This window comes from Syntrophomonas zehnderi OL-4 (assembly GCF_000983115.1).
Classification (GTDB): domain Bacteria; phylum Bacillota; class Syntrophomonadia; order Syntrophomonadales; family Syntrophomonadaceae; genus Syntrophomonas_B; species Syntrophomonas_B zehnderi.
In genome coordinates this window covers 3,450-19,472 of record NZ_CGIH01000042.1, presented here as the reverse complement: position 1 = coordinate 19,472, position 16,023 = coordinate 3,450, and the positions used below count along the sequence as shown (strand labels likewise).

10 protein-coding genes are annotated in these 16,023 nt (G+C 46.0%); 9 read left to right on the top strand and 1 reads right to left on the bottom strand.

Annotated features, from left to right (window positions below; all coding sequences use genetic code 11):
• Positions 1–31: 31 nt before the first annotated feature.
• Positions 32–1,963 (bottom strand): sigma-54-dependent Fis family transcriptional regulator, encoded by a 1,932-nt coding sequence (locus tag AAV90_RS11785; RefSeq protein ID WP_046499390.1) that lies wholly within the window; start codon positions 1,961–1,963, stop codon positions 32–34.
• Between the two features lie 1,212 nt (positions 1,964–3,175).
• Here AAV90_RS11785 and AAV90_RS11780 point away from each other — a divergent pair.
• From AAV90_RS11780 to AAV90_RS15745, 9 genes are all read left to right on the top strand, one after another.
• Positions 3,176–4,609 carry a 4-hydroxyphenylacetate 3-hydroxylase family protein gene (locus tag AAV90_RS11780; RefSeq protein WP_046499383.1) on the top strand — a complete coding sequence of 478 codons (1,434 nt, stop codon included), beginning with the start codon at positions 3,176–3,178 and terminating at the stop codon, positions 4,607–4,609.
• 421 nt (positions 4,610–5,030) lie between these two features.
• On the top strand, positions 5,031–5,813 hold the full coding sequence (locus AAV90_RS11775) for an enoyl-CoA hydratase/isomerase family protein (protein ID WP_046499375.1): 783 nt from the start codon (positions 5,031–5,033) through the stop codon (positions 5,811–5,813).
• A 228-nt stretch (positions 5,814–6,041) separates the two neighbouring features.
• On the top strand, positions 6,042–7,565 hold the full coding sequence (locus tag AAV90_RS11770; RefSeq protein ID WP_046499364.1) for a methyl-accepting chemotaxis protein: 1,524 nt from the start codon (positions 6,042–6,044) through the stop codon (positions 7,563–7,565).
• 104 nt (positions 7,566–7,669) lie between these two features.
• Positions 7,670–8,476, top strand: coding sequence for an enoyl-CoA hydratase/isomerase family protein (locus AAV90_RS11765; protein WP_242847558.1), 807 nt, complete (start codon positions 7,670–7,672; stop codon positions 8,474–8,476).
• 1,187 nt (positions 8,477–9,663) lie between these two features.
• Positions 9,664–11,496, top strand: a complete 1,833-nt coding sequence (locus AAV90_RS11760; RefSeq protein WP_046499360.1) for an acyl-CoA dehydrogenase family protein — start codon at positions 9,664–9,666, stop codon at positions 11,494–11,496.
• Positions 11,497–11,699: 203 nt separating this feature from the next.
• A complete protein-coding gene (locus tag AAV90_RS11755; RefSeq protein ID WP_046499358.1) occupies positions 11,700–13,031 on the top strand; it encodes an acetyl-CoA hydrolase/transferase family protein in 1,332 nt (443 codons plus the stop codon).
• 90 nt (positions 13,032–13,121) lie between these two features.
• Positions 13,122–13,922: an enoyl-CoA hydratase/isomerase family protein gene (locus AAV90_RS11750; protein ID WP_046499356.1), complete on the top strand. Its 801-nt coding sequence runs from the start codon at positions 13,122–13,124 to the stop codon at positions 13,920–13,922.
• Positions 13,923–14,079: 157 nt separating this feature from the next.
• A complete protein-coding gene (locus AAV90_RS11745; protein WP_046499353.1) occupies positions 14,080–15,426 on the top strand; it encodes an acetyl-CoA hydrolase/transferase family protein in 1,347 nt (448 codons plus the stop codon).
• A gap of 406 nt (positions 15,427–15,832) precedes the next feature.
• On the top strand, positions 15,833–16,023 hold a 191-nt coding region (locus AAV90_RS15745; protein ID WP_423229776.1), incomplete at its 3' end, for a 3-hydroxyacyl-CoA dehydrogenase NAD-binding domain-containing protein.

Here is a 16,023-nt window from a genome sequence, read left to right as displayed (position 1 = left end):
GTGAGTAGCAAAGGAATCCGGGAGGACGAAGTCAGTCCATTATATTGTACTCCGCCAGGCGGCGGTACAAAGTCCGGCGGGACATGCCCAGAGCTTTGGCAGCCTCAGTCTTGTTATATTTGTATTTCACCAGGCAGTCAATAATCATTTGTTTTTCAATAGCCGCTACATTAGTAATCTCCTGGTCAGCCGGCTTGGCAACATTTTTGTTCACGAAGTATTCACTCACCAGCTCATAGCAGATAACATTATCCGGGGCCAGTTGTATGGAGCCTTCAATGACATTTTGCATTTCCCGTACATTCCCGGGCCATTCGTAGGACAAAAAAGCGTCTACTACATCAGGCGCCAGGGTCATATGGGGTTTGTTAAACCGTTTACAGGTTCTCTCGATAAAGGCTTCAGCCAGGGGCAGGATATCATCCGGCCTCTCCCGCAGAGGGGGAATGGTTATCTTAATAACGCCCAGACGATAGAAAAGATCGCGTCTGAAGCGGTTGCGTTCAATTTCCTGCTCCAAATCTTTGTTGGTAGCCGCAATGACCCGCACATTAACCGGTACCAGTTTGACCCCGCCCAGGCGCATAACCTTCTTTTCTTCCAGCACCCGTAAGAGCGAAGCTTGCAAGTCCAAAGGCATATCGCCGATTTCATCAAGGAATATTGTGCCCTGGTCGGCAAGTTCAAACTTGCCGACGTTGCCGCCTTTTCTCGCTCCGGTAAATGCCCCGTCTTCATAGCCGAAGAGTTCACTGGCGATTAAATCCCGGGGTAGGGCCGCGCAGTTAATAGCCAGGTAAGAGTTGTTCTTGCGGGGACCGGCGTTGTGCATAGCTTGGGCAATGATATCCTTACCGGTGCCGCTTTCTCCCAGCAGCAAAACGTTTGACGAAGATGATGCTGCCGCCCGGGCAGTTTTTATAACTTGGGCAAAGCGCTGGTCCTTGCCGATGATATCGTCAAAAGTAACTTTGGCACCCCCGCCTATGTAGTTTCTGACAAGGCGATTAATACGGTGGCTTTCCCGAACGATTACAACCGCGCCGCCGTCTGCCGAATCCAAATCCCGCATGGGATTGCAGGTCACATTGCAGTGAATCGTTTCCCGACCGATAGCCAAGGTGAAATTTTCATCAGTAATAGTGCGTCCCTGGGTAATTTTATTTATAAAATAATGATTTTCCGTTTTATGCCCTAGTAAATCAAAGATATTACGACCAATCACTGCATCCTTTTGAAATTTAAAAATGCGGGCGCAGTTTTCATTCATGTAATTAATGTTGCCGTTTAAGTCCAGTGTAAATAAACCTTCGGCCATTGATTCCATGATAACCTCATGGTATCTTTTGGCTTTTTCCATAGCAATCCTGGATTTGATATGCTTGGTTGCGGCTACTACCATTCCCAGGGTATGGTTGCTGACCTTGTCATAGGGGGCCACCATTCCCAGAGCGCCAATAATTTTGCCCTGATCAATTATGGGGGCACATGAGCAGGCGGCAACGTGCGAAAATAAACAAAAATGTTCATAGCCATAGACTGAAATCGGTTTAGCTAAGGCTAACGCAAGGGCACCGGCATTTGTGCCAACCAGATCCTCAGACCACATAGAACCTTCTACCAGATAAGCATTATTAGCCCAGGCCAGCGACTCAGGATCCCCGACTACCTTTAATATGCACATATTAGGGTCTGCCAGAGTCACAACGAAACCAGTGCCGGCTACGAATTCAAATAAGCTGTTCATAATGCGGTCACTGGTTGCAATTAGATAAGCAGAATTATCCTGGTATTGGGCTAACTCTGCCCGGGTGCAGATATAGGGATTTTCACGCAGGTAGGGGTTTATCTGGTAGTCATAGCTGCGTTCCCAAGAATCAGCTATTTCCGGGCGCAAGGAGTTTCTATGGTCTGGATTTTGATGAAGTTCCTTCCATTTTTGGCGAAGCTCCCAGTTTGTCATCCCAACATCTCCTCCGAAAAAATAAATATTGAGCTTATCTATACTATAACATTTGATGCACTTCGGCACAATATGACACAGAATGTTACTTGAGTGGGCTAATTTAAAAGCTGGCAGAAAGGAAAAAAACCCGTAACTGCGGGGATATGGCAGTTAAAATAGGTTGGCACGCAATTTGCTATACCGTATCGAGAGCAGTTGATTGCTGATTGCCAGCCTGTAGTAATAATCGGAGGTGATACCTTAGAAACAGTCCACAACGGTAAAGCTACCTGATTGCTGATAATTGATGGGGCGAGGGAAAACCTTGAGCGTAAAGTAAAAACTTGATTTAAATTACATTTGGCACACCGATTATTCCGGCAATAATGCCGGATATACCTGGACGTTGATACTGTGGACTACCCCTTGAAAAGATAGCAGCAGATTATGGATCTAACCTTACCGGAATTTATCAACTGTCGGTAATGGCATCCAAGGAAATGAGTACAGGGTGGGGGAAGATCATAAATATTACGTCAGCAGCTGGCTTGGGTGGGGCACCCTTGCAACCCCAAATCCCATTGCTTGAACATCAATAAAGGTACAGTGCTAACCCGCATAAAGGATCGGACCGTCAAGTGGGCTTGCTATAAAATATCTTAAATGGAGCGGCGTCAGGCATTCTCAACACACATGAATGGCGGACACTTAAAAAAACAATATCGTGAGAAGAGGGCCTTATTTTAGTTGGGGTATTTACGTTGATCTTTATGGTGTCATAGTTTTTGTACGGCAGCTTCCGATTATATTACTGGTTAACGGCTATATACTGATGGCAGATGGCGGTCAAACCCAAATAGTTTAAGACGGAGCATTGTCCGGCATAGCAGCAGTGTGGCACATACTGACACATCCGGGTTCTAGATAATGTGCCAAATTGGCATCATATAAATAATACCTGTTTTATTAGAGCCTTAGCATGTATAAGGAGTGGTGCCCTTTACCGCTGTAACCTCCGATATTTGGCGAAGTTAATGCCAATAATATTGAAGCACAAAACGACCTGAGGGCGCGGCTACAAGGCGCAACACGTAGCATCCTTTGGATTGGAACTGGCTTTAATTAATATTGTTTATATTAAATGCTATAGCAAAATGACACAAATTGTGTTAGACTTTAACTGCGAGGGGCCTTGGAATTTAGGTAGAAATATTTAAGGAGGGCGAAACAATGAGAACATCCCAAGAATATTTAGAGAAACTTGCCAGTATGAGACCCAACGTCTATCTTGAAGGTAAATGTGTCGGACGCGATCATCCCAAGGTATTACACGCCAGCCAGGCTATTCAGTTAACCTTTGATCTGGCCAATGATCCTCATTACGAAAAATGGCTAAAAACTACCTCCCACATCAGCGGGAAACCTATCAACAGATTCTGTCATATCCACCAGACTCCTGAGGATCTGCTCATGAAGCAGGAGATGACCCGCGTTCTCTGTAACCGCATCGGTGGATGCATTCAGCGCTGTATGGGTGCTGACTCCATGAATGGTTTGTCAGTAGCTACTAAAAACGCTGATTTAAAATATGGTACCAACTATCATGAACGTTGGCTGAAGTATCTGGAGTATTTCCAGGAAAATGACCTGGTGGGAGCAGCTGCCCAGACTGACGCCAAAGGCGACCGCAGCAAGAGACCGGGTGAACAAGATGATCCCGATATGTACCTGCATGTAGTAGAGAGAAGAGAAGACGGTGTAGTAGTAAGAGGAGCCAAGTTGCACAACACCATGGCACCGTATGCCGATGAAATATTAGCATTCCCGACCCGGGCACTGGGCAAAGATGAAAAGGATTATGCCATCGCATTTGCTATTCCGGCTGATACCGAAGGCGTTCACCTGATTGTCCGGGAGGCTTTTTCACTGGAAAGAGCTGACAACCTGTCTGCCCCGTACACCAAACTGGGTGATCTGGAGAGCATGACGGTATTTGACAATGTATTTGTCCCGAATGAAAGGATCTTCCTTAACGGAGAAACAGATATCGGCGGACAACTAGCCCTGCTCTTTGCTCTGTATCATCGTCATAGCTACTGTGGCTGCAAGCCCGGTATTGGCGATGTAATCCTGGGAACCACGGCTCTGCTCGCTGATTATAATGGAGTGGAAAAAACCGGACATACCCGGGCCCAATTGGCTGAACTGATCAGTGTGGCCGAATTGGTATTTGCGGCTGGTATTGCTGCTAGTATTAAATCTACCAAGGCACCTTCCGGAACTATGGTTCCAAACGTTATCTATGCTAACGTTGGCAGACGTCATGCCGGCCATCACATGTATAGTGAATACGAAACCCTGTGTGATATCGCAGGCGGACTGCCGGCAACCTTGCCCCTGTCAAGCGAATACAACAACCCCGAGATTGGTGACTTTGTACGCAAATACACCAAACGGCGCACCGGCATTTCCGAGGAAAATCATTATCGGGCCTACCATCTGGCCAGTGATATCCTCACCGGCGAAGTTGGCGCAGCCTTGCTGGTAGCAGGTGTACACGGCGGCGGCTCTCCGATTATGGAAGATATCGCTATCATGGGCAGCTATGATATTAAAGGCAAGAAGAAATTGGCTAAATATTTGGCTGGCATAGAAGAAGATTAAGCTATATCTTAATAGAGTATGAAGTCTTTATAACTAAATTGACGTACGATGGATTCGGGCAGCGATGCTGCCCGAATCTTTTTCTGCCAGATTACCCCTAAAAGAGATTTGTTAATTTCAATCGCTGATGCCGGGACTCTAGCAGTTTACTTTGGACATTCAAAATGTGCAGGTCTCTTATCCTAAGATGCGACATAATGAAACATATTGATAACCAGGCTGGCACAGATTAAGCCCGGGATCTTTGCTGAAATGGGGAGAAAAAAGCAAAATATGACGTTTGCCAGCTGGAACAATTACGAACTGCCTTGCACTGTGCCGACAAAACAGGTTTAGACATTATTTTGGCATGGGAATTGCAACATTCATATTATCATATATAGATCCTGAAAAAATCCTACATAATAAAGGAGGTTCCTGCATGGATTTCAAGTATATCAGACTAGACATAGAACAGGGGATAGCTACTCTAACCATGGATAGATCCCAGGAAAACAATCTTAACTTTGCAATGTTGGAGGAAATGGTTCAAGCCATTGAAATCTGTGCCAACAGTCCCCAAGTCCGGGTAGTTGTGCTGACAGGTGCGAACGAGGTATTTTCGTATGGTTATGATCTGGAAATAGTGAACATGGCCCGAGAGATGCCCCCGGTCGAAGCAGCCGAGATGATTGCCGAACAGGGCTGTGCCAGGTTAATGAAAAAACTCATGACTATGCCAAAACCGGTTATTGCCTGCGTAAACGGTGCCTGTCATGGAGCCGGCGGGGAGATTGCCATGGCCTGTGATTATATCCTGGCCTCCAACAAAGCCAGCTTCGGGCAATTATACATTAATATCGGTTTAATCGGCAATTGTTATTTATTGCCGCGTTTGGTAGGTCCGCGCAAGGCACTTGAACTTATCTGGACAGGAAAGATAATCAGTGCCGAGGAGGCTTATCAGTTAGGGATTGTTAATTCAGTCGTGGTAGCAGGCTTACTGGTTGAAAGCACGTATAAACTAGCCCGCAGTTTCGCCCTGGGGCCTACCCTGGCGATGGGAATGGCCAAAAAAGCAATATATCAAAGTGCTCATATGGATATGGATAAAGGACTTAAACTGGTCAATCAACTGCAGACAGAACTAATGAAGACGCAGGATCACCTGGAAGGTGTGGCCGCATATTTCGAAAAGCGGCCGCCGGTTTTTAGCGGGGAATAACGTATACCTTGAACCGGCGTGCCTTTAATGAACAATAAGGGTTGCCTGACGATATAAAGAAGGCGGAATTTTCTTAAAATTTATATAATCAGGACAATGAAGTTTCGAAAGATGATATTTTTGACAAAAAATAAAGTTGCAACATTTTTTTTCCATGTTATAGAAGGATTCCCGGTTATTAAGTAGAATAATGTTTAAATAACAAGCAATCGAAAGGGCGGATAAACCATGAAGGAAAGTCGGCTGCTTATTAAGCATTTGCGTAACAGTCATCTGCTTATCTCTCGAGCTACCGCCGTTATACTCGCATTAGGCTACCTGGTAACATACGGAATCTATTTTTCGGGAAAGTCGCATAGTATTAACTTTACCAGTACCACCATTATGTTGCTTATTTCAATACTGATAATGGTGGTTGTGTATTTTTATACCCGAAAATATCCCAGTCAAAAATTTAGTAAATACCTGGCGATGACTTCCGTGGCCGTAATTTTATTCTTATATAACTGCTATGTCAGCAATGCCGATGAAGTTTGGCAAAATCTCTATTTTATCGTAGCACTGGGTATTTTCTATTTTGATGTGTGGGTGGCCGTCTATGGCACAATATTAACCCTGCTTGTTCATACCCTGCTGCTTTTTTTTGAGCCGGGTATGATGCCGACCGCTAACGCTGTTTCGATCTTGACGACCCGCTATACTGATTTTGTACTGGTGGGAGTAATTATTATCGTAGCTGCCTATGCCGGCAGTATGTTGGTCAGAAAAGCCCTGCAGGGGCAGGAAGAAGCGATCAGCAAAACGGATAGCCTTATTGAAGTGTCTCAGGGAGTGGTACAAAAAGCCAATATGATTTCCTCGGCCTCACAACAGGTACTAGCATCAGCTTCCGATACCGGAAATGCTGCCGAGCAAGTCAATACCGGTATGCAGGCTCTTTCTAAAGCGTCCGTAGAAGGGGTGGATTTTGCCCGGCAGACGGTGGAATCTGCCCGGCAAATGCTCGAGGCCCTGAATGCTGCGGTTCACAACGTGCAACTGGTAACCGAACAATCGGCCCGTTTTAGATCGGTTGTTGATGAAGGGCGCGAAGCCATGCGGGAACAGGAAAATTCTATGCAGGATAGCGAACGGGCTCAGCAGGCGGTCAGTCTGGCTGTAAATGGTTTAAATGATCAATCCCAGCAGATTCAAAATATCGTAACCCTAATTACCGGAATTGCCGATCAGACGAATCTATTAGCCTTGAATGCTGCGATTGAAGCCGCGCGGGCCGGTGAGGCTGGCCGGGGATTTGCGGTGGTAGCAGAGGAGGTGCGCCAGCTGGCTGAAGAATCAGGTCAGGCCGCCCTGGAAATATCCGCCTTGATTGCGGAAATGAAAAGAGGCATGGAGCAAACGGTCAATGAGATTGCCTCATCGAATCAGGCTTACCAACGCCAGGCTGCTGCCCTCAAGAAAACTGAGACTACTTTTGGGCAGATTGTGCAGGGTTCTCTTAATATTGATACAGCGGTGCAGGAGCTATCGGCTATAAATGAAGAAAACCTGGCGATTACAGATGAAGTTGTCCATCAGGTGGAGAGCATAGCGGCCGCTACCCAAAAATCTTCAATCAGTATGGAGAGTATGAAGAACCTGTCAATCAATCAGACCCAATCAGTGCGAACGATTGTGGAAATGACCCAGAGATTGACCCAAACTGCTGACCAGCTACGGGACTTGGTAGATGGCTTAATCGATACCAAATAAAAAATGCGTAAGCGGTTTAATCCTTCGCCCGTTCGGGTTTTGGCATGGCAGATTATTTAGTTAACAAGGTGTATTATATATAGTAGCAGTAGTATGTGGTTACGTTGTCTGTTAAGGAATATCTGAAAGGGGAATACGCGATGGAACAGTATAATACACTAAAGTGGGAAAAGGTTGAACCCGGTATAGGCTTGTTGACTTTGAACCGACCCCAGAATTACAATGCTGTCGATGGAGAAATGATGGTCGAGTTGGAGAAATTCTGGGCGAAAAGAATGGACGACTCAGAAACGATTGTCATTCTTCTTCAGGGAGCGGGGGAAAAGGGTTTTTGTTCTGGTTTGGACATGAAGTGGTCGATTAAAAGCGCCCAGGAAAATGCCGGTGATGTCCGCAAATACTTCCGTTTTCAGGCTCGCCTGGCTCGTCTTAACCTGGCCATGCGGCGAGCGCCCCAGCCGATTATCACCATGGTGCATGGCGCTGCGGCCGGAGAAGGATTCAGCTTTGTACTGGCTTCGGATATCCGGGTGATCTCGCCAGATGCGCGTTTTTGTGCGGCCTACATCAATATCGGGCTAGGTGGGGCTGATATGTCCTGCAGTTATTTCCTGCCTCGTTTAATCGGTGCGGGCCGAGCCTATGAGTTTATGTATACCGGAGATTTCATGTCGTCCGAAGAAGCCATGAACCTGGGTTTGGTCAGCAAGATGGTACCGCGCGAGGAACTTTATGAGACCGGTTTGGCCTATGCCCGCAAGCTGATGACTAAGAACCCCATGGGACTCTATCTAACCAAGGAAGCAATCAACATGAACCTGGACGCCGGAGGTCTGGAACAGGCTATATGCATGGAGGATCGCAATCAGACCATGCTGATGCTGGCTTCAGGAATGAAATCCACCGTCTGATAATTTCTCTTCGACAGGGGATGATCCCCTGTCGAATTATTTCCTTTCTAAATCCCCGCCATTTAATCGAAGAATCAATGCGGAATTACCTGGTATTCCCCGCGGAGGCTAAAGCCTCCGCTACGGGTTTCCTAACGGTTGCGGTTAAGGGCGCCCCCTGCGGGGACAACTGATGCTCCCTGAAGGTCGCGGCTAAGGATGCCCCCTGCGGGGACAACTGATCCCAATTCCCGCCATTTAATCGAAGAATCAATGCGGAATTACCTGGTATTCCCTGCGGAGGCTAAAGCCTCCGCTACGGGTTTCCTAACGGTTGCGGTTAAGGGCGCCCCCTGCGGGGACAACTGATGCTCCCTGAAGGTCGCGGTTAAGGATGCCCCCTGCGGGGACAACTGATCCCAATTCCCGCCATTTAATCGAAGAATCAACGCGGAGTTACCTGGTATTCCCCGCGGAGGCTAAAGCCTCCGCTACGGGTTTCCTGAAGGTTGCGGCTAAGGACGCCCCCTGCGGGGACAACTGATCCCAATTCCCGCCATTTAATCGAAGAATCAACGCGGAGTTACCTGGTATTCCCCGCGGAGGCTAAAGCCTCCGCTACGGGTTTCCTGAAGGTCGCGGTTAAGGATGCCCCCTAACGGTTGCGGTTAAGGTAGCTGTGTAAATCTGCGCTATCCGCGCCTATTAACACCACGGAATCGATCTATAGAAGAGACTTCGCTTGCCATATTGGCACACTACGGGACAATATGGCAAGCGAAGTGGCTCAGGTAGGTTTGCCTTGACCTAGCGATCTAATTTGCCTTAAAATTACGTAAAATGCTACTACATACCTCACAGATGGAATATTTCAATTACCGAGAAATTGCGCAGATTTGCAAATACCGTAGAAAAAATATAATAATTGTAGAATTGGCATTAATATTGCAATTAAATATACTACTATAGAAATATATTTTACTAAGAAGTATCTTACCAAAAAATAAAGGGGGGATAATCTGAAGTTTTATAGGTTTTATTGACTTTGGATAAACTATTTAAAGACTCCATTTTTCTGTAATTTCCAAATTTGATTTTTGAGGAATTAGGCTGGTTTTTACCACTGCCGAACGGGGCTGTTTGGGCTTCTGCGAACAGCGGCTTTGGTTCTAATAACACAATAATGCAACATGAAAGGGAGTAGAGAAATGTCATACAAATATGCATACAACACCAGGGATATTAAGTTCATTCTTAAGGAATGGTTACCACTTGATGATGTTTTAAGCTGGGATCGTTACAAAGACTATTATTCCAAAGATGATGTCGATGTTCTGGTAGATCAGGTTAGAAAAGTTGCCGAAGAGATCGTTGCGCCTACCGCAGATGACGCAGACAAGATCGGGGCGCGCTGGGAAGACGGCAAAGTATATCTGCCTCCCTCATTCCACGGAGCCATAAAATTCCTCCAGGAGCAAGGCTGGGGTGCCAGCACCTTTGATTTCGAAGCTGAGGGCGGAATTCCCTTAACGATCTATTTCTTGCTATGGGAAATGTTATCGGCTGCCAACCCGGGGATGATGTCATATGTATCGAACGGCGGCGCCGTTGCTAATGTTATTTACCATTATGCGCAGGATTATTTGAAAGAGATGTTTCTGCCTGACCTCTATGCTGGTACCTGGGGCGGCTCCATGTGCTTGACTGAACCCAGCGTAGGTTCAGACGTTGGCGGCCTCCTGACCAAAGCTATTCCTACCGATGATCCCAGAATTTATAAGATTAAAGGTCAGAAAATATTTATAACCGTTGGCGACCGCGATGATATTGATCAGGTTGTCCATCTCGTTTTGGCCAGAGTAGAAGGTGCTGCTCCCGGAACTAAGGGATTATCATTGTTTATTACCCCCAAACTGTGGGTAAACGAAGATGGCTCCTTAACACCTAACGATGTGCAAACGGCTGGTATCGAGCACAAGTTGGGTTTAAAAGGCTCGGCAACCTGCCAACTGGTATTTGGTGAAGAAAACAACTGCCGCGGCTGGCTGATGGGGCCTGCTCCCGATGAAAACGGTGTCGGCATGGGCATTGTCCAGATGTTCAATATGATGAATGAAGCCCGCCTGGATACCGGCCGTCTAGCTCTGGCGGTTACCGCCAACGCTTACTGGAATGCCAAGGACTACGGCAAGGATCGCGTGCAAGGCAACCTTTTGTCCAATCCTAAAGCCGGCAAGGTTTCGATAAACCAGCATGAAGACGTAAAACGTATGTATCTTTTAAATAAAGCTACTACCGAGGCTTGCAGAGCCCTTTTGGCTAAGTGCTACTACTATGAAGACGCGCGTGAATTTGCCCCTACCCCTGAAAAGAGAAAATGGGCCCAAGATAAACTAGACATGCTGACCCCTCTGTGTAAAGCTTATCCCAGTGACGAAGCCTGGGGTCTGATCGCTGAGTCATTACAATCCTACGGCGGATATGGTTACTGTGAAGACTATCCCGCTGCTAATTCAGCCCGCGACTGTAAAATCTGGTCTATTTGGGAAGGCACCAACTATATCCAGGCACTGGATCTGATTGGCCGTAAATGGATGCAGAAAAAAGGCACCCTATTTGCAGGTATACTAGGTGAAATCGATGAGTTCCTGGCTGAGAATAAAGGTAAATTACCTGGACTGGAACAAGAAATGGCTCACCTGGAAAAGGCTCTGGGAGCATACCGCCAGACCCAAATGGCGATTGGCAAATATGTTCAAAGCGGTAAAGTTGGCTTAATGGCAACCTATGCCCGCCGCATTCTGACCGCTACTGCCCAACTTTATTGCGGTTATCTGCTTTTGGATCAGGCCAAGATCGCCCTGGCCCGTATGGAAGAACTGGGATCTGACCACTACGACTACAACTTCTATCTGGGCAAAATCTTCTCCACTCGTTACTACTTAAATAACGCCGTTCCGAATGTATGGCATACCCTGGAATTAGTCCAGATAGGCGATACATCATGTATGGAAGCACCTGTAGAGATATTTGAATATTAAATCCTGGCTACTAAAAAAATAAAGCATCATAGCATCATAGATAGAAAAGATTACAGTTTGTTTATTCATTGCGCTGGAGCTGATGAGGAAAATCATCAGCTCGGGCGCAAGCTTGTTAAACAGAGAAACAAACAGCCACAGCCCATATTTAGACAAATGCCTAAATAAGATTAGAAAAAGTGGCATCATTGGGGGGGAAAACAATGAATCAAAAATGGGAGGAAATGTATAGAGAAAAACTTGGCAGTGCGGATGACTGCGTTAAACACCTTAAAGATGATGACGGGATACTGATCCCACTGGGCAACGGAGCCCCGGCAGCACTTGGCAATGCCATCGGAAAACGGATTCGCGAGGGCAACTTAAAAGGTGTAACCTGGGTGGGGGGATTGGATGTTAAATGGATGGATATCCTAAGCCCTGAACTCCAGGATCGGATAACGATTGATAGCGGATTTGTGGCCGAGGCGGTGCGCTTGGGTGTGCAAAAAGGCTTGTATACTTATAGCCCCAACCGGTTGGGGCACGTAATCGATGTTGTCACTCAGCATCGTGCCCATTTAAACAAAGGCGCTGTAGTCTGTGTCGTCTCGCCCATGGACGAACACGGTTTTTTCAGTACCGGAGTCAATGTCGATATAGGCTGGGGATCAGCCAAGGCGGGAGTTTTCCGGGAACTATTATTGGAAGTAAATGAAAACATGCCCCGCGCCTTTGGCAACAATCATATCCACATCAGTGAGGTAACGGCTGTTTGCGAGAATACAGCGCCCCTGGTGGAAATGCCTCCGGTTCCTATTTCCAAGGAAGACGAGATGATTGGCGAATATGTGGCCGAACTGATACCGGATGGAGCCTGTCTGCAGATTGGAATTGGCGGCATGCCCAATGCGATTGCCAATTGTCTGAAGGACAAAAAAGATCTGGGCATACATTCAGAAATGCTGACCGATTCCATGGTGGATCTTTATGAATGCGGAGCGGTAACGTGTGCCAGAAAAAATATTAACAGATTTAAAATGGTCGGCTGTTTCGCCTTTGGTACCCAAAAGCTGTATAAATTTATTGACAACAACCCCATGGTAGAAATGCATTGCACTTCATATGTAAACGATCCCTATATCATCGGGCAGCACGACAACATGATCGCAGTAAACGGGACGATCGAAGTTGATCTTTCCGGACAAGCAGCCTCAGAATCACACGGCCCGATTCAATATTCCGGAGCCGGCGGACAATCTGACTTTGTCCAGGGAGCCTGGCGCTCTCGCGGTGGACAATCATTCCTAACCCTACATTCCACCTATGTCGATAAAAACGGCGAAAGACACTCGAACATTAAACCGATGCTGACCCCGGGTGCTTTTGTAAGCACTACCCGTCAGGACGTTGAAAACATTGTTACCGAATATGGTGTGGCTCACATAAAAGGCAATGATATGAGAACGCGGGTTAAAGATCTAATCAGGATTGCCCATCCTGACTTCAGGGATTGGCTGCGTTCAGAGGCCAAAAGATTAAGATATATCCCCTAAAATCAAATTTAACGTTGTCCAACCTGCCCGGCAGGTTAAGGAATAAAAAACCAAAAGCTGCATACAATATTTAAGGAGGTATTATAAAAAATGTCAGAGAGCTATCGTGGATTAAAGTATGAAACTGTTAACGCTTGGGTTGAAGAAGGTATCGGTTATCTTCAATTTAACCGTCCCAAAGCCATGAACGCCGTAAATCCAAAAATCTTGGAGGAAGCAACCGATGTTCTGAACGCTTACAGCTATGACCCGGAAGTAAGGGTAATTATAATATGTGGTAATGAAAAGGTATTTTGTGCCGGGGCTGACCTGGCGGAAGTTGCCAAGATGACTGCTTTTGAAGCCCGCAATTATCTGGATGGGGTGCACCGGGTACAGGCTGCTCTGGAAGACAACCATAAACCTTCCATCGCTGCAGTTCAAGGACTCGCATTAGGCGGCGGCTTTGAATTTACCCTCTCCAGTGATATCCGTATTGCCAGTGACGATGCTACTTTCGGCATGCCGGAAATTAATCTGGGTATTATGCCAGGCGGCGGGGGAACCCAAAGATGGCTGCGCTCTGGTTCCATATGTACTGCCAAGTATTATATATTTACCGGAGATTTCTTTAATGCCCAGCAGGCTCTGCAGATGGATTTGATTAATATGGTCGTGCCAAATGCTGAAGTAATGGCTACAGCCAAGAAAATCGCCAAGAAAATATCCAAAAAATCTGCCCTGGCCCTACGCGAAGCAAAGATGTGCATAAACAACTCCATGAACCTGGATATCAAGTCCGGCTTAAAAGCCGAGCAAATAGCCTGGTCGATGCTCTTTGCCTCAGAAGATCAGAAGGAAGGCATGGGAGCATTCCTGGAATCCAGACCAGCAGTATTTAAAGGCAAATAAGCTTAATTTTGCCGAAGCAATAGGAGAGCCGAAAACAACCCCTGCACTAAAAGCCCGCTATATACTTTTATTAAAAATAATTATAGCGGGCTTTAAAGGATAAGCCGTTCGATATTTTATAAATAAAAAAATACATATATAATAGGAGAGTTTGCAAATGACAAATGCTAACAAAAGATTATATGAAGAAAAACTCCTTAGTGCAGATAAAGCCGCGGAAGTAGTTAAATCCGGGGACAAAATATTTTATAGCGAATTTGCCATGTTCCCCCATGCCCTGGATGAGGCACTCGCCAAGCGCATAGACCAGCTTTATGACTTGGAGTTATACAGCGTGTCTTTCACCAATGTGCCCAAAGTTGTAGAAGCTGATCCGAAACAGGAACATATCATCATGCATGATTGGCATTTTGGCGGTCTATCACGCAAGCTGTCTGATCAGGGACTGTGTTATTATGTCCCCCTATGCTATTCCCACGGTTCAAGATCGGTTCATAAGTATGTGGAAAATGATGTCGCCATGATCTGTGTTGCCCCTATGGATAACAAGGGATTTTTCAACTTGGGAACGAGCAATTCGTTTACCGCTGCTAATCTTCATAAAGCCTCTACCATTATCGTTGAAGTGAACAGCTCGGTACCTCAATGCCTGGGCGGTAATTCCGAAAATATACATATATCGAATGTTGACTATATCGTAGAGGGCAATAACAATCCTCTGATACAGCTGCCGATTATCGAATCCGATCCTGTTAATTGTAAGATCGCCGAACATATCATGCCTGAAATCGAAGACGGTTGTTGCTTGCAATTAGGTATCGGCGGCATTCCCAACGTTGTCGGTACTAAAATAGCCGAAAGCGACTTAAAAGATCTGGGCATCCATACCGAGATGCTGGTGGATTCTTTTGTGGATATGTATGAAACCGGGCGCATAACCGGGGCTCGCAAAAATATTGACCGCTATAAAATGGTCTACACCTTTGCCATGGGAACCGACAAATTATATAATTTCCTGGACAACAACCCGGTCTGTGCTTCATACCCTTGCCATTACACCAATGATCCCAAAATGATTGCACTCAATGATAAAGTTATATCCATTAACGGCGCTGTGGAAGTTGACTTATTCAGTCAGGTCAGCTCTGAATCATCCGGCATCCGGCAGATATCCGGAACCGGCGGACAGCTTGATTTCACCATGGGAGCCTTCGGTTCGCATGGCGGCAAAGGTATGATATGTTTGCCTTCTGCTTACATAGGAAAAGATGGCAAATTGCATTCCCGCATTGTGCCTGCTCTCAGCCGGGGATCAATAGTAACGACCCCACGCTCCGTTGTGCAATATATCGTAACTGAAAACGGAATTGCTTTACTTAAAGGCAAGTCAACCTGGAAACGGGCGGAGGCATTGATAGAAATTGCTCATCCCCAGTTTCAGGATGAATTAATAAAAGAAGCCCAGGAAATGAGGATCTGGGTGCGTAGCAACCGGATTGAATAGTAAATAATTTAAATATTCGCAAGCAGGAATTTCAACCATAAAAGTATAATCACCATTTAAGGGTTGAATAATATTTACAACGTGGTACATTATGACACAAATTGACAACTATGGGCGGCACACTTCTATCTTGGGGTAGTTTGTAATCTGGTTTGCAGTTTTCAACCGAATCGTCTTATACCAGGATTACAAGGCGTTTATACCCAGGACTGGATAGTTAGTAATTTAATTCACATAGTTGGCATGGATATTGCAACCGTAAGTGATCAGGCAACCCATACATAAACGGAAAGGAGGGTTAACTAGCCAGGTAGATTTACGAGAGAATGTTGTATTATTGGGTGGTTGATCATAGTACCTTACCCTTATTTTAGCTAAACAGGCTAACCATTAATGGATAGCAAGATTGGAGGTAATATTTTTGAAAAAGAGAATTCGGAAAGTCGCAATAATTGGTTCAGGAACCATGGGCGGTGGAATCGCTGCGCTTTTGGCTGCAGCCGGTATTCGCAGCTACCTGCTTGATATCGTTCCCAAAGAGCTTACCGATAAAGAAAAAGCTGCGGGCTTAACGACAGACAGCCCTGCTTTCAGAAA

Coding starts and splice junctions, on each gene's coding strand:
- AAV90_RS11745 (WP_046499353.1), top strand. CDS start 14,080: ATGACAAATGCTAACAAAAGATTATATGAAGAAAAACTCCTTAGTGCA.
- AAV90_RS11780 (WP_046499383.1), top strand. CDS start 3,176: ATGAGAACATCCCAAGAATATTTAGAGAAACTTGCCAGTATGAGACCC.
- AAV90_RS11785 (WP_046499390.1), bottom strand. CDS start 1,963: ATGACAAACTGGGAGCTTCGCCAAAAATGGAAGGAACTTCATCAAAAT.
- AAV90_RS11750 (WP_046499356.1), top strand. CDS start 13,122: ATGTCAGAGAGCTATCGTGGATTAAAGTATGAAACTGTTAACGCTTGG.
- AAV90_RS11775 (WP_046499375.1), top strand. CDS start 5,031: ATGGATTTCAAGTATATCAGACTAGACATAGAACAGGGGATAGCTACT.
- AAV90_RS11760 (WP_046499360.1), top strand. CDS start 9,664: ATGTCATACAAATATGCATACAACACCAGGGATATTAAGTTCATTCTT.
- AAV90_RS11755 (WP_046499358.1), top strand. CDS start 11,700: ATGAATCAAAAATGGGAGGAAATGTATAGAGAAAAACTTGGCAGTGCG.
- AAV90_RS11770 (WP_046499364.1), top strand. CDS start 6,042: ATGAAGGAAAGTCGGCTGCTTATTAAGCATTTGCGTAACAGTCATCTG.